18 protein-coding genes are annotated in these 22785 nt (G+C 73.1%); 14 read left to right on the forward strand and 4 right to left on the reverse strand.

Annotated features, from left to right (window positions below):
* Positions 1 to 1396 precede the first annotated feature (1396 nt).
* Together ACIRQY_RS11210 and ACIRQY_RS11215 are read right to left on the reverse strand one after the other, a co-directional pair.
* Positions 1397 to 2395 carry a TAXI family TRAP transporter solute-binding subunit gene (locus ACIRQY_RS11210; RefSeq protein ID WP_403923916.1) on the reverse strand — a complete coding sequence of 333 codons (999 nt, stop codon included), beginning with the start codon at positions 2393 to 2395 and terminating at the stop codon, positions 1397 to 1399.
* Positions 2396 to 2856: 461 nt separating this feature from the next.
* Positions 2857 to 4506, reverse strand: coding sequence for a glutamate--tRNA ligase (locus ACIRQY_RS11215; protein WP_403923919.1), 1650 nt, complete (start codon positions 4504 to 4506; stop codon positions 2857 to 2859).
* 224 nt (positions 4507 to 4730) lie between these two features.
* Here ACIRQY_RS11215 and ACIRQY_RS11220 point away from each other — a divergent pair, with 224 nt between their 5' ends.
* From ACIRQY_RS11220 to hemL, 13 genes are all read left to right on the forward strand, one after another.
* A complete protein-coding gene (locus tag ACIRQY_RS11220) occupies positions 4731 to 5975 on the forward strand; it encodes an MFS transporter (RefSeq protein ID WP_403923922.1) in 1245 nt (414 codons plus the stop codon).
* On the forward strand, positions 5972 to 6889 hold the full coding sequence (locus ACIRQY_RS11225) for a TIGR03619 family F420-dependent LLM class oxidoreductase (RefSeq protein ID WP_403923926.1): 918 nt from the start codon (positions 5972 to 5974) through the stop codon (positions 6887 to 6889). Before ACIRQY_RS11220 ends, ACIRQY_RS11225 begins: the two co-directional genes overlap by 4 nt.
* A gap of 27 nt (positions 6890 to 6916) precedes the next feature.
* Entirely contained in the window at positions 6917 to 7858 is a 942-nt protein-coding gene (locus ACIRQY_RS11230) for a LysR family transcriptional regulator (protein ID WP_403923929.1), read from the forward strand.
* Positions 7859 to 8403: 545 nt separating this feature from the next.
* The gene (locus ACIRQY_RS11235) at positions 8404 to 9339 is read left to right on the forward strand and encodes a DMT family transporter (protein WP_403923932.1); all 936 of its coding nucleotides are present in this window, start codon (positions 8404 to 8406) and stop codon (positions 9337 to 9339) included.
* Positions 9340 to 9525: 186 nt separating this feature from the next.
* Complete coding sequence (locus ACIRQY_RS11240) at positions 9526 to 10098, forward strand: LuxR C-terminal-related transcriptional regulator (RefSeq protein WP_366444279.1); 573 nt, start codon at positions 9526 to 9528, stop codon at positions 10096 to 10098.
* Positions 10099 to 10181: 83 nt separating this feature from the next.
* Positions 10182 to 10613, forward strand: coding sequence for a hypothetical protein (locus ACIRQY_RS11245; RefSeq protein ID WP_351791066.1), 432 nt, complete (start codon positions 10182 to 10184; stop codon positions 10611 to 10613).
* 285 nt (positions 10614 to 10898) lie between these two features.
* Entirely contained in the window at positions 10899 to 11690 is a 792-nt protein-coding gene (locus tag ACIRQY_RS11250; RefSeq protein WP_403923936.1) for an arylmalonate decarboxylase, read from the forward strand.
* The gene (locus ACIRQY_RS11255) at positions 11687 to 12940 is read left to right on the forward strand and encodes an FAD-dependent oxidoreductase (protein ID WP_403923939.1); all 1254 of its coding nucleotides are present in this window, start codon (positions 11687 to 11689) and stop codon (positions 12938 to 12940) included. The genes ACIRQY_RS11250 and ACIRQY_RS11255 overlap by 4 nt, the downstream gene beginning before the upstream one ends.
* The gene (locus tag ACIRQY_RS11260; protein WP_351791058.1) at positions 12909 to 13709 is read left to right on the forward strand and encodes an aspartate/glutamate racemase family protein; all 801 of its coding nucleotides are present in this window, start codon (positions 12909 to 12911) and stop codon (positions 13707 to 13709) included. The genes ACIRQY_RS11255 and ACIRQY_RS11260 overlap by 32 nt, the downstream gene beginning before the upstream one ends.
* A gap of 149 nt (positions 13710 to 13858) precedes the next feature.
* Positions 13859 to 14878 carry a porphobilinogen synthase gene (gene hemB, locus ACIRQY_RS11265; protein WP_351791055.1) on the forward strand — a complete coding sequence of 340 codons (1020 nt, stop codon included), beginning with the start codon at positions 13859 to 13861 and terminating at the stop codon, positions 14876 to 14878.
* 4 nt (positions 14879 to 14882) lie between these two features.
* The gene (gene hemA / locus ACIRQY_RS11270) at positions 14883 to 16421 is read left to right on the forward strand and encodes a glutamyl-tRNA reductase (protein WP_403923944.1); all 1539 of its coding nucleotides are present in this window, start codon (positions 14883 to 14885) and stop codon (positions 16419 to 16421) included.
* Positions 16418 to 18508, forward strand: a complete 2091-nt coding sequence (locus tag ACIRQY_RS11275; protein WP_403923947.1) for an acetate--CoA ligase family protein — start codon at positions 16418 to 16420, stop codon at positions 18506 to 18508. The genes hemA and ACIRQY_RS11275 overlap by 4 nt, the downstream gene beginning before the upstream one ends.
* Positions 18505 to 19809: a glutamate-1-semialdehyde 2,1-aminomutase gene (hemL, locus tag ACIRQY_RS11280; RefSeq protein ID WP_403923949.1), complete on the forward strand. Its 1305-nt coding sequence runs from the start codon at positions 18505 to 18507 to the stop codon at positions 19807 to 19809. The genes ACIRQY_RS11275 and hemL overlap by 4 nt, the downstream gene beginning before the upstream one ends.
* Before the next feature lie 198 nt (positions 19810 to 20007).
* Here the strand turns inward: hemL and ACIRQY_RS11285 are convergent, their stop codons facing one another.
* A complete protein-coding gene (locus ACIRQY_RS11285) occupies positions 20008 to 20424 on the reverse strand; it encodes an Ohr family peroxiredoxin (protein ID WP_403923952.1) in 417 nt (138 codons plus the stop codon).
* Positions 20425 to 20685: 261 nt separating this feature from the next.
* Between ACIRQY_RS11285 and ACIRQY_RS11290 the strand changes: the two genes are divergently transcribed.
* Positions 20686 to 21771, forward strand: a complete 1086-nt coding sequence (locus tag ACIRQY_RS11290; protein ID WP_403923955.1) for a CaiB/BaiF CoA transferase family protein — start codon at positions 20686 to 20688, stop codon at positions 21769 to 21771.
* Positions 21772 to 21934: 163 nt separating this feature from the next.
* Here ACIRQY_RS11290 and ACIRQY_RS11295 read toward each other — a convergent pair whose 3' ends face one another.
* On the reverse strand, positions 21935 to 22603 hold the full coding sequence (locus tag ACIRQY_RS11295) for a DedA family protein (protein WP_403923958.1): 669 nt from the start codon (positions 22601 to 22603) through the stop codon (positions 21935 to 21937).
* Positions 22604 to 22785: the final 182 nt, after the last annotated feature.

The following is a 22785-nucleotide window of genomic DNA, read 5'->3' on the forward strand; positions in this document are numbered from 1 at the left end:
ACCAGCGGTCACACTCAAGCTCCTCAAGGGAGCGGTCACGGTCCACGAGTCGAGTCACCGACCGATCGTCCCATGGCAGATCTCAAACGCGGTCTAAGTGTTCGTTGGTGCATGTGGTAGTCCGATTGGTCGCTGGGATCGGATTACCAGATCCCGGTCGGCAATATTGCCAACCGGGATCCTCTAGCGTCTCGTCGGTGCGATTCAGCTGCTGCGAATCGGCCGGATGATCTGCATGTAACCGTTGCTTTTCGGCATAAGTGTGGGCCCGGTTTAGAGTCACTGGACAGGCGAGATGCTTGAGTCTTTCGTGATGGCTCGCTGGGTACACCTGGAATCGGAACTAACGGCTCCGCCCTGGTGGCTGAGAACATCCTGTCGACACCTTTGCGCCAGATCCTGACGTGCCGTTGCGGCCGCACTGGGATTCGCATAATGTCTTTTCCTGTGTAATCGACAAAATGGCGGAGGTAGTGCGTGCGGAAATTATTTAAAGCTGATCGCGTTGGGCGTGCCATCGTTGCTCCAGCATTAGGAGCACTGCTGGTTGCGGCGTTCTCGATCGGTGTCGAGGGTGATGCGGTGGCCTCTAGTGCCAGCCCTCTGGCGCACCCCAGCGACTGTACCTACGAGACGCGTGCCCCATGGGGGGCGGTTGCCCGGTGTGCGAGTCACAACGGTGGTTCCTATAGGGCTACTGCTATCTGCAGGAACCCGGAGACCGGGCATGTGCAGTGGTTCTCCGGTGGATGGAGGCAGTGGGGAGATTCCTATGCCTACTGCAACGGATCCTATAGGGCTATCTCTGCGGGTGTGGAGACGTCCTATGCCAACAAGAGCTGAAATCTAGGGCATCACTTGCGGAAGGGCTGGCATCTGTGAAGAAGCTATTCGCAACACTTCTTTCGGTCATGATCATGACCGTCCTGGGGCTCCAGGGGGCGGCTGCTGCGGCGGTGGCCTACCCTGTGAATCTTGACTTAGCCTCGAGGGGTGACGTATCGGCAATGGGGTGGCCGACTGGATGTATTCATGAAAAGTTCGATAATGGCTGGTCGGCCAGGTGTAGCCAGAGTAATGGCGGCAGGTATAAAGCCACCGTCATTTGCATGCCTCTGGTGAGCGGACCGAACATCAATCGGGATGCTGGATCGTGGGCATCCGGAGGGGATATTTCCATCGTCTTCTGTCCGCCGCTTACTTGGGCCCAGAGCGGTGGCTATTGGACCAGGTCATACTAGTAGGTCCACTAAAGTCGTTGCGTGGGCCAGGGTCAGGTCCTAGTGGGATGAGGCCCGGCTCAGTGGGTTGCGGCAGTCTCACTTTTTGGGCGAGGCGAGGCTGCCGCAATCAAAAGTGTGGGCGCTGGGTAGACGCGGGTTCGCGGCAGTGGTGGTCAGGGTTTCACCGAGCGGTAGTAGCGGCGGGCGCCCTCGTGCAGGGTGAGGGGCTCCGTGTAGACGGCGGTCCGCAGGTCCACCAGCTGGGCCGGATGGACCCGGCGGCCGATCCCGTCCCTGCTCCTGATCACCGTCCGGGTGAAGCCCTCCACCAGGTCCTCCTTCGCCTCCACCGTGGTGACCAGGAGGTTCGCCACCGCCAGGGTCTCCGTCGGCCGCCCGTCCTGCGCCTTGGCGTACGCGTCGGCCGGGATCACCGCCGAGCGGTAGTGCCGGGTCGACCCGCCCACGTCGTGCAGCCGGTCGACGAGCCCCGCGTCCAGCGGGACCAGCCGTACCGGAGTGCGTTCCGACAGCGCCTGCACCGCCTGCGTCGGCAGCCCGCCCGACCAGAAGAAGGCGTCCAGCTCGCCGCGCTCCAGCCGCCCCGGCATCGTGTCGATGCCCGCCGGGACCGGCTCGACATCACGTACGGGGGTGAGCCCGGCCGCCGCGAGGACCCGGTCGGCGATCAGCCGCACCCCCGAACCGTCCTGGCCCACGCCCACCCGCAGACCCCGCAGGTCCCGCACGGTCCGCACCGTGGAGCCCTTGGGCACCACGAGCTGGACGTAGTCGTCGTAGAGCCGGGCGCAGCCGCGCAGCCGCTCGAAGCCGGGCCTGCGCTCCCGCTGGTACTGGGCCACCGCGTCGGCGGTCGCGATGGTGAAGTCGGCCTCCCCGGAGGCCACCCGGGCCAGGTTCTGCTGGGAGCCCTCGCTGTCGGTCAGATGTATCGAGACCCGGGGCAGGTCCTTGGCCAGGGCTTGCTGGAGGAGTTCCCCGTACCGCTGGTAGACGCCGGTGGGGACACCGGTGCTGAAGGTCACCGTGCCGCTGGGCGCGGGCGGGCCGAAGGGGGCCGTCCACCACACCAGCAGCCCGCACAGCGCCAGCAGCGCGGCGGAGACCGCCAGGGCGCGACGGCGAGCGGTACGGGAGAGCGAGGGGGACATCCCGCGATAGTGCCAGCTCACCGTCGCCCTGGCCAGGCGCGGCCGGGGCCGTGGCGTTTCCGGACCGGACGGGCGCGTGTGAGGACCGTCCGGCCGCCACGGCTCCCGCCCCCGCGAGGCCCCCTCGTCCCTCCCGCCCCGCGAGGCCGCCCGGCCCTCCGCGCCCCGCGCCGTACCGGCCTCGCCCCCGCCCCCGTACCGGCGGGAAGGGGCGTACGCGCTCCGCCGAACTGGTGAGCGGTCGCCGGGACGGGGGCCGTCGCCGTGTGTCCTGCCGGGGCGCCGGGAACCCGGCGACTAGCGTCGGAGCACGCTCGGTGATCTTGAGGGCAGTCCCCTGCCCGCCCCTGGCCACCCCGCCGAGCCGACCGGCACACCCCCGTCCCCGGGGAGTCCCGTGTCCCCGCCCGTGCTCCGGGCCCGTCGTGCGGCGTGCCGGGCGGCGGGCCCGGCACACCGCCTCAGCCCGCCACGGCGGTCAGACGGCGCACCACCTCGTCCCGGCCCAGCGCCGCCGCCACCGTGAACAGGTCCGGGCTGCGGGTGCAGCCCGTGAGCGCCACCCTGATCACCTGGGCGATGGCCCTCGGCGGCCCCGCCCAGCGCTCCGGCTCCCGCCGCCACGCGGCCGTGTCCGGGGCGTGGCCGTGCAGCACCGTCAGCGCGCGGAGCCTGCCGTACCACTCCTCCGGGGTCGTCACCCCCTCCGTCTCCCGTACGAACCCGGCGGCGACGGCCCGCACCAGGTCCCCCGGAAGACCCCCGTACCGGTCGTCCCCGGGCGCCGGTGCCGGACCGAACAGCTCCGCGAAGAAGAAGCCGTAGCGGTCCCGGAAGCAGGACCAGCGGTCCAGGTCCTTCCGGGCGGGCGCGCCCGCAGGCCGCCCGGCGGCCACCGCGGCCAGCGCCAGGTCCCGGTGCCGGGCGAGGACCGACGCCAGCTCGGGGTCGTACTCCTCCGCCCAGGCGAGCAGCTGCGCGTACAGCTCCTCCGGTGCCAGCGAGGCGATGAACTCCCGGCTCAGGGAGTGCAGTTTGGGCAGGTCGAGCAGCGGCCCCGAGGGGCGCATCCCGTCGAGCCGGACGGGCGCGGCGAGCGCCTCGGCGGTGGGGACGTCCATCAGCCGGATGTTGGCGAGCCCCCGCAGATAGTGCTGCACGGCCGCCGGGGGATACCCGGCGGTCAGGTAGTAGTCCACCGACGCCTCGGGGTCCTTGCGCTTGCTGAGCTTGCGGCGCGAGGGGCCCTCGGCCTTCATCAGCGGCGCGAGGTGCGCGTACGAGGGCGGCTCGAAACCGAGCGCCGTGTGCAACTGGAGGTGCACCGGCGTCGACGACAGCCACTCCTCCCCGCGCACCACGAGCGACACCCGCATCAGATGGTCGTCCACGACGTGCGCGAAGTGGTAGGTCGGCAGCGGGAGTTCCTCCTGCGAGGACTTCAGCAGCACGATGTCGTTGCCGTTGTCCTGCATGGTCACGGAGGAGCGGATGCGGTCACTGAAACGGACCCGCCCGGGGAACTCGTACGGGCAGCGGAACCGCACCACGTACGGCTCGCCCGCCCCGATCCGGCGCGCCGCCTCCGCCGGGCCGAGCGTCCGGCACGGCGCCCACCGCCCGTAGTAGCCCAGCGGGGAGCGCCCCGCGCGCTGCTCCTCCCCGCTGCGGGCCAGCAGGTCCCTGTCGCAGAAGCACGGGTAGGCGCGGTCCCGGCGCAGCAGTTCGCGGACATGGCTGAGATAGACGTCCCGGCGCTCCGACTGGAGGTAGGGGCCCCAGGCGCCGTCCCCGGACACCCCGCCCTCGTCGGGCGCCAGCCCGAAGGCGCCGAGCAGCCGGGAGAACTCCTCGGCGGCGCCCGCGACCCGGCGCGAGCGGTCGGTGTCCTCGACGCGCAGCACGTGCGTGCCGCCGCTCTGGTGGGCCAGGGCGCGCGACACGGCCGCCGTGTACAGACCGCCGATGTGCAGATGGCCGGTGGGGCTGGGGGCGAAGCGCGTCACCTCGGCGCCCCGCGGCAGGGCGCGCGGCGCGAACAGCCGCTCCCAGTCGGCCGGTTCCGGGAGATCGGGCGGGAACATCGCGTTGATGACGGAAAGGTCGAGCACGGTGGACTCCCTCCTGGGGTTCCTCGATCGGTCCACGGTAGGCCGGTGACCGGCCGATTCGAGCCGGACGGCCGCGCGAGGCTGCGGAACTCCGAACCCACTTCGGCGTTGTGGGCCCCGAGCGGGGCGCACGGTCAGTAGCGTCCCCAGGACCGTTCCGTACGACGTACCCGCCCGTACCCGTACGCACCGAACCACACGACACACGCACACAAGGGGGTGTGATGGGCGGCACGCGCGCGGTGGCCCTGCTCGCGCTCGGCTCCTTCGCCATGGGGACCGACGCCTACGCGATGGCGGGGCTCCTCCCCGGCATCGGCGCCGACCTGGAGGTCTCCGTCTCCCTGGCGGGACAGTCCGTCACCGTCTTCACCCTCTGCTACGCCCTGGCGGCACCCCTGTTCTCGGCCGTTCTCGCCCGCTGGGGCACCCGGACCGTCCTGATCACCGCACTCGTCGTCTTCGTCCTCGCCAACGCCGGTACGGCGCTCACGGGTTCGTACGCCGGGCTGCTCGGCACCCGGGCCCTCGCGGGCGCGGGCGCGGGCCTCTTCACCCCGGCGGCGGCCACCGCCGCCGGAGCGCTCGTGCCGCCCGAGCGGCGCGGCCGGGCCCTCGGCCTCGTCCTCGGCGGCATGAGTGCCGGAACCGTCCTCGGCGTCCCCCTGGGACTGCTCGTCGCCGACCGCTCCGGCTGGCGCACCGCGCTGTGGCTGATCACCGGACTCGGGGTGCTCGCCCTGCTCGGCGTCGCCACCCGGCTGCCCGCCGTCACCGGCGCCGCCGCGCCGGACCTGCGGGCCCGGCTCGGCGCCCTCGCCCGGCCCCGGGTCGCCGTGGTCGTCGCGGTCACCTTCACCCAGACCGTCGCCAGCCTCGGCCTCTACACCTATCTCCAGCCGGTCCTCCAGCGGACCGCCTCCATCGGGAGCGCGGTGCCCCACCTGTGGGTCTGGGGCATCGGCGGGGTCTGCGGCAGCTTCCTCGCCGGGGCCCTCGTCGACCGGACGGGGAAGCCCGCGTTCCTCGCCGTCGGCCTGCTCGGCACCCTCGCCACCGCCCTGGCCCTGCTGCCCTTCACCGGCGCCGTGCCCGGTCTCGTCCTGCTGCCCCTGTTCGTCTGGGGCGTGGTCGGCTGGGCGTTCGTCGTCCCCCAGCAGCACCGGCTGCTCGCCGGGGACGGCGCCGGGGGAGCCGCCGCCGTCGGCCTCAACAGCTCGGCCACCTACCTCGGCGGCGCCGTCGGCTCCGCGCTCGGCGGCCTCGCCCTCGCCGGCGGGCTCGACGCCCGCTGGCTCCCGCTCCCCGCGGCCGGGGTCGCGCTCGCGGGAGTCCTCTTCCACCTCGCCGCGGTCGGGGCGTTCGCCGGACGCGGCGCCAGGACCGGCCGGAGCACCACGGACCATGCCAACGGGACCCGGGCCGCGGACGCGACCACGGACGGGGACCTGGAAAGGAACGCCCCATGAAGTTCGGCGTCAATCTGCCCAACTACGGCCCCGAGGCCACCCCCGACGCCCTCGCCGACTGGGCGCTGCGGGTCGAGTCGACGGGCTACCACTACGCGATGGTCTCCGACCACGTGGCGCTCACCCCCGATGTGCAGCACCTCTTCCCCGCCCCCTTCTACGACCCCTTCGCGACGCTCTCCTGGCTCGCCGGGGTCACCAGGACCGTGGGCCTGGGCACGACGGTCACGATCCTTCCGTACCGGCACCCCGTGCACACCGCCCGGGTCGTCGCCAACATCGACCGGTTCAGCGGCGGGCGGTTCGTCTTCGGGGCCGCCGCCGGATGGGCGGCCCGCGAGTTCGCCGTCATCGACGTCCCGTACCGCAAGCGCGGCGCGATCAGCGACGAGTACCTGGCCGCGATCAAGGCCTGCTGGGCGGACGAGGTCGCCTCCTTCGACGGCGCCCACGTCTCCTTCCGGGAGGTGCACACCGGGCCGCTGCCCGTGCAGCGGCCCGGCCCGCCGGTGTGGGTCGGCGGACACAGCTACGGGGCGCTGCGCCGGGCCGTCCGCCTCGGCGACGCCTGGCACCCCACGTCCGTCTCGGGCGACTGGCTCCTCGGCGTGGGCGTGCCGACGCTCCGTCAGGTCGCCGAGGAGCACGAGCGGCCCGTCCCCGCTCTCTGCCCCCGGATCAAGCTCCGGGTCACGCCCCGGCCGCTGGGCCCGGGGCGGCTCCTCGGCGAGGGCACCCTGGGGCAGATCGCCGACGACCTCGGACTCCTCCAGGACCTGGGTGCCCAGGCGGTGGTCCTCGATCCGACCTACCCGGGCGACCGGCGCGAACCGGGCCGCACCGCGCGCGACCTGGACGTCCTGGAGACACTGGCCAAGGAGATCATCGACCTGGACGCGGGCCGCGTACGCTGACCGGTCGGTGAGGGAGGGGTGCGGGAGATGGTCGATCCGGACCTGCGGAAGCTGCGGGTGCTGAGGGAACTCAGCGAGCGCGGCACGGTCAGCGCGGCCGCCCAGGCGCTCCACCTCACTCCGCAGGCCGTCTCGCAGCAGATCAGCGCCCTGGGGCGGGAGTTGGGCGTGCAGCTCACCGAGCCCTCGGGGCGTCGGCTGCGGCTCACGGAGGCCGCCCGGATCGTGCTGCGGCACGCGGACGCGGTCTTCACCCAGATCGAGCAGTTGCGCGCCGAGCTGGCCGCCCACCGGAGCGGCGAGCGGGGACAGGTGGCGGTCGCCGGTTTCTCCACCACCCTCTCGGCCCTGATCCTGCCCGCCGTGGCACGGCTGCGGGAGACCCGGCCGCTGCTGCGGACCTCGCTGGCCGAGGTCGATCCGCCGGAGAGCTTCTCCCTGCTGCACCGGGGCGAGACGGACGTCGTCATCTCCGCCGACACCACCCGCCCGGCCGGGAGCGCGGGGGAGGACGGCCGTTCCGACGGCCGGTTCCACCGGGTCGCGCTCTGCGACGACCCCTTCGACATCGCCCTGCCGGAGGGGCACCGGCTCCTCGGCCGGGAGCGGCTCGTCCTGGCCGACCTCGCCGAGGAGACCTGGATCTTCGCCACCACCGGCATGTGCCACGACATCGGCGTCGCCGCGTGCACGGCCGCCGGGTTCACCCCGCACGCCTCGCACGCCATCGGCGACTGGGACGCGACCCTGTCGGCGGTACGGCTCGGCCTCGGGGTCGCGCTGGTCCCCCGGCTCGCCAAGCCGGCGCCCCGGCCGGAGGTGACGATCCGGGCCTTCAGCGAACACGCGCCGTCCCGGACGGTCTTCGCGGCCGTCCGCGAGGGCAGCCAGACCTCGCCGGAGATCGCCGCGGTCCTGGACGCGCTGCGGACGGTGGCGCGGGCGGCGGTGGCGACGACGACGGCCTGACCGGCGGCTTGACCGGCGGCCGACCACCGGGGCGGGGCGGGGGCCGACCGTACGTGCCCCGTCGGACGCACGTGTCGTACGTGCTTGCCTCACGCCGCTCGCGCCACGCGCCTGTCGCACGCATCTGCCGTACGCGCCCGCCTCACCCCGCTCGCCTCACGCACCCGTCGTACGCGCCCGCCGGGCACGACCGCCCCGCCGGTGCCGGTGCCGGGGCACGAGAGGCACGGCCGGGCTCCCGGTCCGGACTCTGTCGGACGCCGGGTCGGCAGGACCGTCCCGTGCGCGACCGGGGTCGCCGGTCTCACACCCGTCCGGGCTCCCGGCCTGTACCGCGCGGCCCCGCCCCCGTACCGCCCGGCCAGCGCGAACGCGCCCGCCCGCGAAGGCCGTCGGTGATTCGCCACGGCTGCTGGAAGGTACCGTCCACCAGCCGTTGCTGGACCTGGCCGGGCGCCGGTGCCAGGCTCGTGGTCGTACCGCGGAACGTCCCGCGCGTCCCCTCCCCCTTCCTTCCCTGACTCCTCCGGAGAGCGGAAACACCCATGTCCAAAGCCACGTACACACGGCTGGCCGCGCTGAGCCTCATCTGGGGCTCCGTCTTCCTGTGGATCAAGATCGCCGGGTACGGCTTCTCGCCCGTGCAGATGGTGCTGATCCGGCTCGCCCTCGGCGCCGTCGTCATCCTCGCGATCGGCTACGCGAAGGGGCTCCGGCTGCCCAAGGAGGCCGCCACCTGGGGGCATCTGTCGGTCGCCGCGCTGCTCGGCAACGCCATCCCCTGGACCCTCTACGCGGAGGGCGAGATCGACGGCTCCAGCAGCGTCGCCGCCGTCGTCAACGGCAGCGCCCCGATCTGGACCCTCGCCGCCGCCCTGCTGCTCGGCCAGGAGAAGCGGGTCTCCGGCTTCAAGGCGGGCGGTGTGCTGCTCGGTCTCGGCGGCACCGCGCTCATCGCCTCCCCGTGGAACTCCGCCTCCGCGGGCTCCGGCTGGAGCATCCTCTGCTTCGTCCTCGGCTCCATCAGCTTCGGCGCCAGCTTCGCGTACATGGGCAAGTTCCTGGTGGGCAGGGGCATCCCGCCGCTGATGCTCGCGGGCGGCCAGCTCGGCGTCGCCACCGTGATGCTCCTGGTCGCCTTCCCGTTCCTCGGTCTCCAGGCCGTCACCTGGCGGACCGACTCGGTGATCGCGGTCCTCGTCCTCGGCGTCGTCTGCACCGGCTTCGCAGCCCTGCTCAACTTCGAACTGATCATCAAGGACGGGGCCACGGTCGCCTCGACCGTCACCTATCTGATGACCGCGGTCGCCGTCGTCCTCGGCGCGGCCGTGCTCCAGGAGCCGCTCGGCTGGACCGTGTGGGTCGGCGCCGTCGCGGTGCTCGCGGCCACCGGGCTGCTGCGGCGCAAGCCCCGCCCGGCACCCGAGCCGGAGCCCGCGCCCGCCCCGGCCCCCGTGGCGACCACGGCGGCGGCCGATTAGCGGCCGCCCCGGAAGCAGTGACGCGGGGCGACACCCGGCCGTTTCCGACGGCCGGGCGACCGCCATTCCCTCAGGAAATTCCGGGCCGCCGACCGCAACATTGTGTTCATTAATGGGGCCGGTGGTGGGTGGTAGCGTCACAAGCGGAAACACCCGGCCTTTGTGGGGGAGTCGTACGTGGCTTTTGTGGTCGAACTCGTTTTCCGTGGCAATGAGACGGACCGGCTGAGTTTCGGGGAGGCTCACCGGACCTACTGGAAAAGGATGGCCGCACGCGGCATCCTGCTCGGCGGCGGTCCCTGGCGGGACGGCACCGGGGAACTCCTCGTCTGCGACGCCCGCGACCGCCGGACGCTCCTGCGGGTCCTCTACGCGGACCCGTACGCGCAGGCCCAGGTCATCGGGGAACTGCGGGTCCGGGAGTGGAACGCGGTCATGGGGCATGTCGTGCTCGCCGGTCTGGAACGGTCCACCGGCGGCGCCGGGACCCACGAACGAATACGCGGGGGCGTCCCGACGCCCGTCCCGCCGGCGCTCCGCGAGGAGACCGCCGTCCGCGAGGAGCTGACCGCCCACGAACGGCGCATCGCCACGATGATGCTCGACGGACTGACCAACAAGCAGATCGCCGAGTCCTTCACGGTGTCGACCCGCGCCGTGGAACTGCACATCACCCGGATCTACCGGAAGCTCGACATCCGCCGCCGCGCCCAACTGGCCGCTGCCATCGACCGGTTCGAAGCCGCGCTGGCCTGCTGATCCTTCACCTCACCCGTATCGGCGCGCACCCGTCCGCGCGCACGTCCATGCACACATCCGCGCACACATCGCTGGGAGTCGTCATGCCGCTGGTCGAGATAACCGTCCCCGAGGGCAGTGTCACCGGAGCCGCCGCGGAGGTCCTGCAGCAGCGGGTCGCCGACTCCGTGCTGACCGCCATGAACCTGCCCCACACCGACTTCTTCGCCTCCGCCACCTGGGTGTACGTCCGCGAGGCGGCCAAGGGACTCGCGGTCACCGGCGCGGGCACTCCCCCCGGCGTCCTGGTGGTGCTCACCCCCCTGAAGGGCTTCCTGACCCCCGAGCGCAACGAGGCGCTGGGGGCCGAGGTGACCCGGCACGCGCGGGAGGCGACCGGGAACGCCGACACGGTCGTCTGGCTCGTCGTCAACGAGATCCCGGAGGGGAACTGGGCCGTCAACGACGCCCTCACCCGGCGCGCCAAGATCGACGAATTCATCGCCGAGGCCGCCGCCGCGACCAGGGCCCAGTAATTCCGTTTCCGCTTTCCGGATGCCCCGCACGGGCATCTCGCATTCCGGATGGTCCGAGGGGCCGCACGTCCCGCATTTCGGAACGTCCCGCATTCTGGACGGTCTTTTGTTCCAGGCCGCCCCGCACTCCGGACGCCCGCGGCGCCGCACCGTATTCACCGGTGCGGCGCCGTTCGCATGCGCGGACCGGATTTCGGCCACGGGTGCGGAATCCCGTATCGATGTGCGGTGCTTTTTCCTCGTACGGTGATGTCAATGGCACCGACGGATCGGAGAGACTCGCTCATGGCTCTGCAATCGGCGCCGCGACTCGGTGTGGTGGTTCCTTCCGGAAACGCCGCGGCCGAACCCGAGATCGTGGGCCTCGTAAGCCCCGCACTGAATGTCCACACCGCGCGATTCCCGGTCCTTCCCGGAAATGACCTGCGCGGCCGTCTGGAGAAGTACAACGAGGTGCTCCCCGATGTCCTGGGGAATTTCGGCGGACTGCGTCCCGACGCCACCGTCGTCTCCTGCACCGGATCCCACTACCTGCTCACCCCGGACGGCGACCGCGCCCTCTGCGCGGAACTCTCCGAGCGGACCGGCGCGCCCGTGCGCTCCGCCGCCCTCGCCATCCTCGACACCGCGCGCGCCGTGGGCTCCGAGCGGCTCGTCCTCGTCTCCCCGTACGAGCCCTGGCTCACCGAACTGAGCCAGGGCTACTGGGAAGCCGCCGGGCTCGCCGTCGACCGGGTCGTCAAGATCCGGGCCGGTGCCCGCTTCTCCCCGTACGACGTGACCACCGGCGAACTCGTCGCCCAGGTCCGGGAGGCCGAACTGCCCGAGGACGCCACCCTGTTGTTCACCGGCACCGGCATGTTCACCTTCGACGCGCTCGCCGAACTGGGCCGCGACAGCGCACGGACCCTGCTCACCTCCAACCTGGCGAGCGCCTGGTGGGCCCGGGACACCCTCGGCGTCCCGGCCGACGGCCCCGACGCCCACCCGCTGCTGCGCCGGCTCGCCGAACGGACCGGCACCGCCCGGGGCGACCGGTCCGATGCCTCCGGCCGTACCGCCGTGACCGTGTCGTGAGCGGTTCCGCCGCCGTCCGGCGGGAAACCGTCGCCGTCGTCGGCGCCGGGCCCGTCGGACTCGCCGCCGCGCTGGTCCTCGCCCGCTCCGGCGTCCCGGTCACCCTCCTGGAGTCCCGTACGGAACTCGCCACCGAGTCCCGCGCCTCCACCTTCCACCCGTCCACCCTCGACCTCCTCGACGAACTCGGCGTCGCGGCGCCCCTGCGCCGCCAGGGCCGGGTCGTCGACCGCGTCCAGTGGCGCGACCTGGACGGCGGCGTCCACGCCGAACTGGACTACGCCCTGCTCGCCGGGGCGACCGGCCACCCGTACCGGCTCCACGTCGAACAGTCCCGGCTCACCCCGCTGCTGCTCGCCGAACTCTCCGCCACCGGACTCGCCGACGTGCGCTTCGGCGCCACCGTCACCGGCGCCGAGGACACCGGCGACGGGGTCCGGCTGCGCGCCGAGGACCCCGCCGGGCGGACCACCGTCACCCGGCACCCGTACGTCGTCGCCGCCGACGGCAGCCGCAGCGTCCTGCGGGACCTCGCCGGACTCCCCGGCACCGCCGAGGTCTACCCCGACTACGCGCTCCGGGTGGTCACCGAGACCCCGCTCGACGAACTGGTCCCCGGGCTCGCCGCGCTCAGCTACGTCCGCGACCCTCGGGGCTCGTACAGCGCGCTCGGCATGACCGACCACTGGCGGCTGATCTTCCGCGTCCCGCGCGGCACCGACCGGGACGAGATCCTCGCCCCCGACGCCGTACGGGCCAGGGTCGAGCGGGCGCTGCCGGGCGACGCGGGGCGCGCGGTCCGCGTCGGCGACGCCCACACCTACCGGCTCGCCCGGTTCCTGCTGCCCCGCTACCGGGCCGGGCGGGTGCTGTTCGCCGGGGACGCGGCCCATCTGACGTCCACCGCGGGCGGCCTGAACATGAACTGCGGGCTGCACGACGCGGTGGAGACCGGCCGGGCCCTGGCCGCCGTGCTGCGCGGCGACCCGGCGGGGGAGAGCGTCCTCGACGCTGCCCTCGACCGGCGCAGGAGCGTCGTCGAGACGGCCGTCATCCCGCGCAGCGAGGCCCGCACGGCGGGCATCGACGGCCCGGCCGGACTCCCCGCGGCCCTCGCCGCCGTGCGGCGCACCGCCGCCGACCCCCGGTCGGCCACCGACTACCTGTTCAAGGCATCACTTCTCGACGTCGCACCACGACCCCTGAAAGGTGACGCACATGCGGATCTGGTTTCACAAGCACACCGTTGAGGGACGCCTGCCGCTGCTCGACCAGTGGTACCGCGAGCACCTCGACTCGATCGCCTCACCGGGCACCACCGTCGACATCAAGACCCTGCCGGCCGACACCTACCCCGACCGCACCCCCTTCGGGCTGGTCGGCCACCACTCCGCCCAGGTCCTCTTCAGCAGGCACTTCTCCGAGTCCGCGCTCGTCGCCGAACGGGAGGGCTACGACGCCTGGGTGATCGCCGCGGGCCAGGACCCCGGTCTGCGCGACGCCCGCCACCTCGCCTCCATCCCGACCCTCGGCTACGGAGAGACGGCCTTCTTCCTCTCGGCGCTCACCGGGCAGCGCTTCGGCGTCCTCGGCTTCATGCCGCCGCTCGAAGAGCCCATCAGGGCCAACATCCGCCAGTACCGCCTGGAGTCCTCGCTCAGCTCCTACGAGGTCGTCCCCGGCGGCTGGGACTCCGTACACCGCTCCCTGGAGGGCGACTTCGACGAGTTCGTCGAGGTGTACTCGGCCGCCGCCCTGCGCGCCGCCAAGGCCGGAGCCGAGGTCATCATCCCCGCCGAGGGCATCCCCAACGAGATCCTCTGGCACCTCGGCATCCACGAACTGCACGGCCTGCCCGTGATCGACCCGGCCGGACTCGCCGTCAAGCTCGCCGAGACCCTCGTCCAGCTCGGCGAGCTGAAGCTCTTCCAGCGCAGCGGCCACGGCTACTGGTTCAGCCGCCCCGACGAGCCGGTCTCCAAGCACCTGGAGCAGGTCTTCCTCGGCTCGGCGCTGTAGAGCGCGCCGGGAGATGCCGTGTACGCCGCCCGGCGGCAGCCCGGGCCCCCGCAGAACTCCGCACGACCGCAGTACTCCCCGCCCCCGCAGTACTCCGCGCGACCGCACCCCACCGCCCCAGCCGTCACACCTCCCGAGGAGTCACGCTCATGACGTACGACGCCTACGGCCGCAACACCGCGGCCACCGACCCCGCCGCCCCTTACTACCGCCCCCGCCGACTGCGCCGCACCCCCGCCCTGCGCCGGTTCGCCGCCGAGACCCGGGTCGGCCCCGCCAACCTCGTCCAGCCCCTCTTCCTCCGCGAGGGTCTGACCGAAGCGCGCGAGATCCCGTCCATGCCGGGCGTCTTCCAGCACACCCGCGACACCCTCCGCAAGGCCGCCGCCGAAGCGGTCGCCAACGGGGTCGGCGGACTCATCCTCTTCGGCATCCCCGAGCACAAGGACCCCACCGGCACCGGCGCCGTCGACCCCGAGGGCATCCTCCAGGTCGCCCTGCGGGACGTCACCGCCGAGGTCGGCGACTCCACCGTGATCATCGGCGACATCAACCTCGACGAGTACACCGACCACGGCCACACCGGAGTCCTCGACGCCGACGGCGACGTCGACAACGACGCCAGCATCGAGCTGTACGCACAGGCGGCCGTCGTCCAGGCCGACGCGGGCGCCCACATCGTCGCCCCCAGCGGCATGATGGACGGCCAGGTCCGCCGCATCCGCGAAGCCCTCGACCGGGCCGGACACCAGTCCGTGGCCATCCTCGGCTACTCCGCCAAGTACGCCTCGCACTTCTACGGCCCCTTCCGGGACGCCGTCGAGTCCACCCTGCGCGGCGACCGCAAGGGCTACCAGCAGTTCCCCGGCAACATCCGCGAATCCCTCCTGGAGGTCTCGCTGGACGTGGCCGAGGGCGCCGACCTCGTCATGGTGAAGCCCGCCCTCGCCTACCTCGACATCGTCCGGCTCATCGCCGACCACGTCCAGGTGCCCGTCTCCGCCTACCAGGTCTCCGGCGAGTACTCCATGGTCGAGGCCGCCGCCGCCAAGGGCTGGATCGACCGCGACCAGGTCGTCCGCGAGAGCCTCGCGTCCATCCACCGCGCGGGCGCCACCCAGATCATCACCTACTGGGCCTCCGAGTTCGCCCAGACCCTGGACCGGTGACCCGGTGACCTCGTCCTCCTCCATGCTGGTCCTCGGCATCAGCCACGCCAGCGCCCCGCTCGACCTCCTGGAGAGACTCGCCGGCACCGACCGCCCCGCCGAGGACCTCGTCTCCGACGTCACCTCCGTGGACGGCATCGACGCCGCCGTCGTCGTCTCCACCTGCAACCGCCTGGAGATCTACGCCGAGACCCGGGGCCCGTCCGGCGGCGCGGGCGACCCCGGCGGACTGACCGGCCTCGGCGAGCTGTTCGCCCAGCACACCGGCGTCGACCACGAGGAGATCGCCCCGCACCTCTACAGCCACCACGCCGACGGAGCCGTACGCCACCTGTTCGCCGTCGCCTCCGGCCTGGAATCGGTCGTGGTCGGCGAGGACCAGATCCTCGGCCAGGTCAAACTCGGCCTCGAACGGTCCCAGCGGCTCGACCGGACCGGCCGCGTCCTCGCCAAGGCCGTCCAGACCGCCCTGCGGGTCGGCAAGCGCGCCCGCAACGAGACCGGACTCAACGAGGCGGGCCGCTCCCTCGCCACCGCCGGACTCGGCTTCTTCGAACGCCGGGTCGGCTCCCTGCACGGCAAGACCGCCCTCGTCATCGGCGCCGGGGCCTTCGCCGGAGTCGTCGTCGCCGCGCTGCGCCGCTCCGGACTCGACCGGGTGCACGTCGCCAACCGCACCCCGGAGAAGGCCCAGCGCCTCGCCGAGACCACCGGGGGAGTGGGGTACGACCTCACGGACCTGCCCCGGCTGCTCACCGAGGTCGACGTGGTCGTCGGCGCCACCGCCGCCACCGGCCACCTCGTCACCACCCGTGACGTGGAGGCCGCGCTGGCCGCCCGGGACGGCCGGGAGCTGTTCCTGCTCGACCTGTCGCTGCCCCACAACATCGCGCCCGGCGCCGCCGACCTGCCCGGCGTCACCTTCGTCGACCTCCGCCGCATCGCCGAGGAGGGCCAGGAGGACGAGATCTCGGCGGCCAGCGTCCAGGCCGCGCACGAACTGATCGACGCCGAGGTCGAGCAGTTCCGCACCGGCCTCCGGCTCGCCGGGGCCAAGCCCGTCCTCACCGCGCTGCGGTCCGCCGCCACCGAGGCCGCCGAGGCGGAACTCGACCGGCTCGCCCGCCGCCTCGAAGGTCTCGACGGCACCGTGCGGCAGGAGATCGACCGCAGCGTCCGGCGCATCGTCGACAAGGCCCTGCACCAGCCGACCGTCCTGGTCCGCGAACTGGCGGCCGACCCCGACGGCGCCCGGCACATCGCCGCCTTCACCCGGCTCTTTGCGGCGGCGGAGACCGGCGGCACCGGTACGGACACCGGTACGGACACGGTCACGGCGACCGCTCCCGGCTCAGGAGGCACCACCGTCGTGGCGACCCCTTCCGTTTCCGGAGCGACCCCCGTCGCAGCGACCACCCCCGTTCCCGGAGCCACCCCCGGCACCGCGACCACCCCCGGCACAGCGACCCCCTCCGGCACCGCGACCCTCCCTGGCGCGGGCACGAACGACCCGAACGAGAAGAAGATCGAGGCCATCGCATGAGTGACATCTCGGCCCTCTGGGAAGCCGAATCCATCGCCGTCATCGGGGCCAGCGAGCGCCCCGGCGCCCTGGGCCGCAAGCCGCTCGACTACCTCCTCCGGTACGGCTTCAAGGGCCGCATCCTGCCGGTGAACCCGCGCTCCCCCCAGATCCTCGGCGTCCCCGCCTACCCCAGCGTGAAGGACGCCCCGGGCCCGGTCGACCTCGCGCTGATCATGGTCTCCGCCGAGCGGGTGCCCGGCGCCGTCGACGACTGCGTGGCCGCCGGGGTCAAGCTCGCCGTCATCGCCTCCTCGGGTTTCGCCGAGACCGGTGAGGAGGGCGCCCGCCTCCAGGCGGAGGTCGTCGCCAGGGCCCGCGCGGGCGGCCTGCGGATCATCGGCCCCAACTGCATCGGCGCCGTCGCCTACGAGAACCGCGTCCTCGCCACCTTCAGCCCCCTCTTCGGCGCCGAGTCCGTGCCCTTCGAGCCCGGCACCCTCGCCTTCGTCAGCCAGAGCGGCGCCCTCGGCTTCGGGGCCGCCAGCCTGGCCCTGGAGCGGGGACTGCGCCCCGGCTGGGTCGTCAGCACCGGCAACGACGCCGACGTCACCGCCCTCGAAGTCCTCCGCGAACTCGCCGCCGTGCCCGAGGTCACCGGTCTCCTCGGCTATCTGGAGGACACCCCCGACATCGGCACCCTGCGCGAACTCGCGGGCTCCGGGAAGCCCGTCGCCCTGCTCAAGTCGGGCCGCACCGAGGCCGGCGGCCGGGCCGCCGCCTCCCACACCGGCGCCCTCGCCACCGACGACCGGGTCCTCGACGCCGCCCTGCGCGGCCTCGGCATCGTCCGCGTCGACGACATCGACGAACTCCTCGACGTGGCACGGGTCTTCGAGTCCGAGCGGCGGCCCACCGGCAACCGCGTCGCGGTCGTCACCACCTCCGGCGGCTCGGGCATCCTCGCCGCCGACGCCGTCGAGACGTACGGACTCGAACTCAGCGAGCTGGAACCGCGCAGCAAGGAGGCGCTCGCCGAGATCGTCCCCGCCTTCGGGGCCATCGACAACCCCGTCGACATCACGGCCACGGTTCTCAGCGACCCCTCGCTCTTCGACCGCTCCCTCGACGTCCTCATCGCCGACGAGACCGTCGACATCATCGTCGCCGCGTTCTGCGTGATGGCGGGACCCGACGTGGAGAAGGCCGTCAACGCCCTCTCGCGGGCCGCCGTGAAGGGCGGCAAGCCGATCCTCGTCGCCCGCACCGGCGCCGACTTCCTCGCCCCCGACGCCCCGCGCGACCTGCGCGAGGCCGGACTCCCCGAGTACCCGACCCCGGCCCGCGCCCTGCGCGCCGCCGCCGCCCTGTGGGAGGTCAGCCGCCCCCGGGTGCTGCCCGACGCCCCCCGCCCCGGCACCGTGCCCGGCCCCGGCGCCGGGGCCGACGAGCCGGAGCTGAAGGCCCTCCTCGCCGGGGCCGGGATCGCCGTGCCCGAGGGCCGGATCGCCGGAAGCCCCGAGGACGCGGCCGCCGCCGTGACCGAGGTCGGCGGCACCGCCGTGCTCAAGGCCGTCGTCCCCGGTCTGCTCCACAAGACGGAGGCGGGCGGCGTCGAGGTCGGCGTCACCGCCGAGGCCGCGCCCGAGGCCTACGCCAGGCTCGCCGCGCTCGGCGGCCGGGTCCTCGTCGAGGAACTCGTCGACGAGGGAGTCGAGTTGATCGTCGGTGTCCACACCACCGACCTGGGCCCGGTGCTCACCGCCGGTCTCGGCGGGATCTTCACCGAGGTCCTGGACGACGTCGGCCACCGGCTGCTGCCGCTGGCCCCGGGCGAGGGCGCCGAGCTGCTCGCCGGACTGCGCGGCGCCAAGATACTTGCCGGGACCCGGGGCCGGGCCGCCGTGGACATCGAGGCGGCCGCCGCACTCCTGCACAAGGTCGGTGAGCTGGTCCAGGACTGGCCGCCCGGCTTCGCCCTCGACCTCAACCCGGTGCGCGTGCTGCCCACGGGCGCCGTCGTCCTGGACGCGGCACTGACCACCGAGGCCCCGGCCGTCACGGACGCCACCGCCACCCCCGCCAGCACCGAGGAGACCGGCCGATGAGCGGCGGAGAGCACGCGAGCAAGGCCCTGTTCGAGCGGGCCCGCAAGGTCACCCCCGGCGGCGTCAACTCCCCGGTCCGTGCCTTCGGCGCCGTCGGCGGCACCCCCCGCTTCATCGCCTCGGCACAGGGCCCGTACCTCACGGACAGCGACGGCAACGAGTACGTCGACCTGATCTGCTCCTGGGGCCCGATGATCCTGGGCCACCGGCACCCGGCCGTCGTCGAGGCCGTCACCCGGGCCCTGGACCACGGGACCTCCTTCGGCGCCCCCTCCACCGGGGAGGTCGAACTCGCCGAGGAGATCGTCGACCGGGTCGCACCGGTCGAGCAGGTCCGCCTGGTCAGCTCCGGCACCGAGGCCACCATGTCGGCGATCCGGCTGGCCCGGGGCTTCACCGGACGCGGCAAGATCGTGAAGTTCGCGGGCTGCTACCACGGCCATGTGGACGCGCTCCTCGCCTCGGCCGGTTCGGGCCTCGCCACCTTCGCGCTGCCCGACACCCCCGGCGTCACCGGCGCCCAGGCCTCCGACACGATCGTCCTGCCGTACAACGACCTGGTCTCCGTCGAGAAGGTCTTCGCGGAGATCGGCGACGAGATCGCCGCCGTGATCACCGAGGCCGCCCCCGGCAACATGGGCGCCGTCCCGCCGCTGCCCGGATTCAACGCGGGCCTGAAGGAGATCACCGCCCGGCACGGCGCGCTCTTCATCTCCGACGAGGTCATGACCGGCTTCCGGGCCAGCCGCGCGGGCTGGTTCGGCCGCGACGGGGTCACCCCCGACCTGCTGACCTTCGGCAAGGTCATGGGCGGCGGCTTCCCGGCGGCCGCCTTCGGCGGCCGGGCCGACGTCATGGCCCACCTCGCCCCGGCCGGCCCCGTCTACCAGGCGGGCACCCTCTCGGGGAACCCGGTCGCCACCGCCGCGGGCCTCGCCACCCTCCGGCACAGCACCCCCGAGGTGTACGCACGGCTCGACGAGGTCTCCACGACCCTCGGCACCGAGGTGTCGGCGGCCCTGACCAAGGAGGGCGTGGCCCACCGGGTGCAGTACTCCGGCACCATGTTCTCGGTCTTCTTCACCGAGGACCAGGTGGTCGACTTCGACGACGTCCGCGCCACCGAGGCGTACCGCTACACGCCCTTCTTCCACGAACTGCTCCGCCAGGGCGTCTATCTGCCGCCCTCGCCCTTCGAGGCGTGGTTCATCTCCGCCGCCCACGACGACCGGGCCGTCTCCCGGGTGGTCGAGGCGCTCCCGTCGGCGGCGCGGGCCGCGGCCTCGGCGGCACGACCGTAACGGACCGGCCGGTCCGCCGAGGCACGCTCACGGCGGACCGGCCGCACGGAGGAGCCCCGGTCCGTCGCGGAGGCACAGGGAAGCCCCCGCGACGGACCGGACACAGGGAAGCCCCCGTGGCAGGACCACGGGGGCTTCCCCCTTGTACGCGTGCGGCGCGGTCGGTCCGGGCCGGGGCCCGGACCGCGCGGTGCCCGATCAGACGGTGACGTCCACCCGTACCTCGACGTTGCCCCGGACGGCCTTGGAGTACGGGCAGCGGCCGTGCGCCGCCTCCGCGAGCCGCCGCGCCTCGGCGGGGGCCAGCCCCGGGAGCACCACGCCGAGCACCACCGACAGGTGGAAGCCGCTCTCCTCCTTGTGCAGGGCCACCTCGGCGGTGACCGTGTCGTCCGTGAGCGCCGTCCTCGACTCGCGCGCGGAGACCCGGAGCGCGCTGTGGAAGCAGGCGGCGTAGCCCGCAGCGAAGAGCTGCTCGGGATTGGTGGCGGTGCCGGAGCCCCCCACGGCCTTGGGGCTCGACAGGGGGAGGTCGAGGAGCCCGTCGGAGGAGTGCACGGCGCCGTTGCGCCCGTCTCCGGTGGAGGTGACCTCGGCGGTGTAGACGACGGCCATTCGCTTGCCTTTCGGAATCGGGGGACCGGCGGGCCGGAGAACCGGGAGCCGGGAAATCGGAGAACCGAAGGGACCGGACGAACCGGAGAACCGAAGAAGCCGGATGAACCGGAGAATCGGAGCGACCCGGTCGACCCGGTATTTCCTCCCAGTCTCCGGCGCCGCCGAATTCCCGGCGCTACGGATCTCCGCAGTCCTTCCGCCCGCCCGCCGCAATACCGTGGAACGCGTCACCGAATCGAGAATTCAAGGGAGTTGGCCATGGCCGGACCGCTGACCGGAGTACGCGTCCTGGAATTCGCGGGCGCGGCGCCCACCGCGTACGTCGGCACCGTCCTCTCCGGCCTCGGCGCCGACGTCGTACGGATCGACCGGGCACCCGGCACCGCACCCGGCCCCGACGCCCCGCGCCCGGGGGAGAACCCGCTGTCCCGGGGCCGCCGTTCGGTCGCCCTCGACCTCAAGAGCCCCGAGGGCGTCGAGCAGGCCCTCGCGCTCGCCGAGCACGCCGACATCCTCGTCGAGGGCTTCCGGCCCGGCGTCGCCGACCGGCTCGGCATCGGCCCCGAGGCGGCCCTCGCCCGCAATCCGCGCCTGGTCTACGGACGGGTCAGCGGCTGGGGCCAGCAGGGCGCGTGGGCCGGCCGCGCCGCACACGACCTGGCGGTCCTGGCGCTGACCGGCGCCCTGGACACCGACCCGGGGACCGGGGACCCGGTGCTGCCCCCGACCGCGTACCTCTCCAGCTTCGCGGGCGGCGCCAACGCCCATGTCCAGGGACTGCTCGCCGCCCTCCACGAGCGCGAGCGCTCCGGGCGCGGCCAGGTCGTCGACACCGCCCTCGCGGACGGCGCCGCCCTGATCGCCACCCTCGTCCACCAGTGGCGGCGGGCCCCCGGCATCCACACCGTCACCGACGCCCCGCACTACTCGCTCTACCGCGCCGCCGACGGGGGCCACCTCGCGGTCGCCGCCATCGAGCCGAAGCTGTACGGGAACCTCCTCGACCAGCTGGGTCTGACCGGGGCCGAGGAACTGCCGGACCGCGCCGACCCGGCCGCCTGGCCCGCCCTGCGCGCCCTGATCGCGGAGCGCTTCGCGGCCCGGGACCGCGACCACTGGGTGAAGGTCTTCGACGCCGTGGACGCCGGAGTGGCCCCGGTCCTCACGGCCGCCGAGGCGGCCGGTCACCACCAGCTCGCCGCGCGGGGCTCCTTCGTGCCCGTCGGCGACTCGGTCCAGCCCGCCCCCGCCTCCCGCTTCGGCCGCACCCCCGCCGGAGCGCCGGGCCGCGCCCCGCTCCCCGGCGAGCACACCGAGGAGGTCCTCGCGGAGTGGCGCGGCTGACCGGCCGCCCGGGTCGGCCGTGGGCCCCGGGGCCGCGTCGGCGTCCGTGTCCGGTGCCCGCGCGGAAGTCGGCGTACGTACGTGTCCGGGGCGGCGTAGGGATCAGGGCGCGGGTCCGGCCCCATGACCGGGGCGGGAGCGGGAACGCCCGGCTCCGGGGACGTCAGGAGACCCGGCGGTGCCTGCCCTCGCTGCGGCTGCGGAGCCGTACCGCCAGGAACGCGGCCAGGGCCAGTACGGCCAGGCCGAGGACCACCTTCGACAGGATGCCCACATAGCCCTCGACCAGGTCCCAGCTGTCGCCGAGCCAGTACCCGGCCATCACGAGGATGGTGTTCCAGATGAAGCTGCCGAGGGTGGTGAGCAGCAGGAAGACGGGCAGCGGCATCCGCTCGACCCCTGCGGGCACCGAGATCAGGCTGCGGAAGACCGGCACCATCCGTCCCAGGAGCACCGCCTTGGTGCCGTGCCGGGCGAACCACCGCTCGGTCCGTTCCAGGTCGCTCGCCTTCACCAGCGGCAGCTTCGCCCAGGTTGCGTGCATCCGTTCCCGCCCGAACAGCGCCCCGATCCAGTAGAGCGCCGCGGCCCCGGTCACCGAGCCCAGGGTCGTCCAGAACAGGGCGGAGGCCAGGGAGATCACGCCCTGCCCGGCGGCGAAGCCGGTCAGCGGCAGGATGACCTCGCTGGGCAGCGGCGGGAAGAGGTTCTCCAGGGCGATGGCGAGCCCGGCGCCGGGCCCGCCCATCGTGTCGACGAGCTCCGTGGCCCATCCGGCGACACCGCCGGCGGGCTGCTGGGCGGCGGCGAGGGACGCGGTCGTGAAGGGCATGTGGGGGAAATCTCCGGGGCGTGGGGGGCGGCCGCCGGGCGGCGACCCGGCGTCCCCTCCGACTCGGGAACCCGGGGGTGGTTCCCGGCACACGGGCTCCCGTCCGGCCACCCTGCGGGAGAGGACAGGGTACGTGGCGCCGTGTAGGGGCGGCGTCAGGAGAGCGGGCGGTGCCGGGCGTC

Origin of the sequence: Streptomyces sp. NPDC101490, assembly GCF_044767145.1 — a bacterium.
Taxonomy (GTDB): Bacteria; Actinomycetota; Actinomycetes; order Streptomycetales; family Streptomycetaceae; genus Streptomyces.

What these genes read in the sequence shown, in the direction of transcription:
- ACIRQY_RS11290 (WP_403923955.1), top strand. Translation starts at nt 20,686, where the DNA reads ATGGCCGGACCGCTGACCGGAGTACGCGTCCTGGAATTCGCGGGCGCG.
- ACIRQY_RS11220 (WP_403923922.1), top strand. Translation starts at nt 4,731, where the DNA reads ATGGGCGGCACGCGCGCGGTGGCCCTGCTCGCGCTCGGCTCCTTCGCC.
- hemL (WP_403923949.1), top strand. Translation starts at nt 18,505, where the DNA reads ATGAGCGGCGGAGAGCACGCGAGCAAGGCCCTGTTCGAGCGGGCCCGC.
- ACIRQY_RS11275 (WP_403923947.1), top strand. Translation starts at nt 16,418, where the DNA reads ATGAGTGACATCTCGGCCCTCTGGGAAGCCGAATCCATCGCCGTCATC.
- ACIRQY_RS11245 (WP_351791066.1), top strand. Translation starts at nt 10,182, where the DNA reads ATGCCGCTGGTCGAGATAACCGTCCCCGAGGGCAGTGTCACCGGAGCC.
- ACIRQY_RS11285 (WP_403923952.1), bottom strand. Translation starts at nt 20,424, where the DNA reads ATGGCCGTCGTCTACACCGCCGAGGTCACCTCCACCGGAGACGGGCGC.
- ACIRQY_RS11250 (WP_403923936.1), top strand. Translation starts at nt 10,899, where the DNA reads ATGGCTCTGCAATCGGCGCCGCGACTCGGTGTGGTGGTTCCTTCCGGA.
- ACIRQY_RS11210 (WP_403923916.1), bottom strand. Translation starts at nt 2,395, where the DNA reads ATGTCCCCCTCGCTCTCCCGTACCGCTCGCCGTCGCGCCCTGGCGGTC.
- ACIRQY_RS11235 (WP_403923932.1), top strand. Translation starts at nt 8,404, where the DNA reads ATGTCCAAAGCCACGTACACACGGCTGGCCGCGCTGAGCCTCATCTGG.
- ACIRQY_RS11260 (WP_351791058.1), top strand. Translation starts at nt 12,909, where the DNA reads ATGCGGATCTGGTTTCACAAGCACACCGTTGAGGGACGCCTGCCGCTG.
- ACIRQY_RS11225 (WP_403923926.1), top strand. Translation starts at nt 5,972, where the DNA reads ATGAAGTTCGGCGTCAATCTGCCCAACTACGGCCCCGAGGCCACCCCC.
- ACIRQY_RS11230 (WP_403923929.1), top strand. Translation starts at nt 6,917, where the DNA reads ATGGTCGATCCGGACCTGCGGAAGCTGCGGGTGCTGAGGGAACTCAGC.
- hemB (WP_351791055.1), top strand. Translation starts at nt 13,859, where the DNA reads ATGACGTACGACGCCTACGGCCGCAACACCGCGGCCACCGACCCCGCC.
- ACIRQY_RS11295 (WP_403923958.1), bottom strand. Translation starts at nt 22,603, where the DNA reads ATGCCCTTCACGACCGCGTCCCTCGCCGCCGCCCAGCAGCCCGCCGGC.